1 protein-coding gene is annotated in these 1053 nt (G+C 47.6%); it reads right to left on the bottom strand.

The genetic code is table 11. The features are described from left to right. Positions 1-970: IS110 family transposase (locus MHN33_RS23765; protein ID WP_239401959.1), on the bottom strand; the 970-nt coding region annotated here is incomplete at its 3' end. Between the last annotated feature and the right edge of the window lie 83 nt (positions 971-1053).

Here is a 1053-nt window from a genome sequence, read left to right as displayed (position 1 = left end):
TCCACATCAACCTGGCCAGCCGGTGGGCAGTGGCCACAATGGTTTTATTTATACCAATTCGCTCTTTCAAGGTGCTGATCCAGCGATTTAAATCGTCGTCTTTTTTATGTGCATGCGTGACCACAGTGCGCGCACCGTGGATTAATTGCTTACGCAGGTATCTGTCCCCTCGCTTGGTGATATGGCTCAGAACGCTTTTATCGGCGGAAGCATATTGTCTGGGCGTGAGCCCTAACCAGACACCAAACTCTTTGGCGCTGTTAAATGCCTGACCTTTATCTATGCTGGCACTAAAAGCAGAGGCGATGATAGGGCCTACACCCGGCAGGGATTGCATGATTTCAGCAGCCTGACTGCGTTGGTTTGTATCTCGAAACAGAGAATCGAGTTGTCTTAGCTGACGTTCAAAGGCTCTCAGCTCGGCGCAAGTTTCGTGTATAAGCAACAGAATAACCGGTTGCAATTGTTGGTCGAGCAAAGTCTGAATGTGGCTGTAAAAAGCGCGATAACTTTTAGGTGTTTCAATGCCAAATTCAAGCAAAAAGCTTCGGGTCTGATTCAGGCAAGCGGTACGTGCCTTAACCAGCCTTTCTCTCATTCGGTGCAGTAATAAGACGGCTTGCTGTGATTCTGATTTCACAGGCACAAAGCGAATGTAAGGCCGCTGACTGGCTTCATAAATGGCCAGGCAATCATTTTTATCGTTTTTATTCCCCCTGACAAAAGGGGTGACATGTTGCGCAGGCACCAGATGTGCTTTATGACCCGCTTTGATACACATTCTTCCCCAGTAGTGGGCGCAGCCACAGGCCTCCATAACGACTTTACAAGGCGGCATATTTTGAATGGTTTCTTTCAACTTCTGACGGTTCACCCGGCGTGAAAAACAGGGCTTGCCGTGCTTATCCACAGCAAGTAATTGAAACACGTTTTTAGCCAAGTCGATGGATAATGTGCTAACTTGATTCATGATGGATGCTCCTGTTAACTGTAAATATCACTCTCAGTTTGGCGCATTGACGCCGATTTAGGAGCGTCCATCTCAATCACCCA

This window comes from Pseudoalteromonas sp. OOF1S-7, assembly GCF_022347765.1.
Classification (GTDB): Bacteria; Pseudomonadota; Gammaproteobacteria; order Enterobacterales; family Alteromonadaceae; genus Pseudoalteromonas.
The sequence above is the reverse complement of the archived record's forward strand: the minus strand, read 5'-3'. Positions and strand labels throughout refer to the sequence as shown.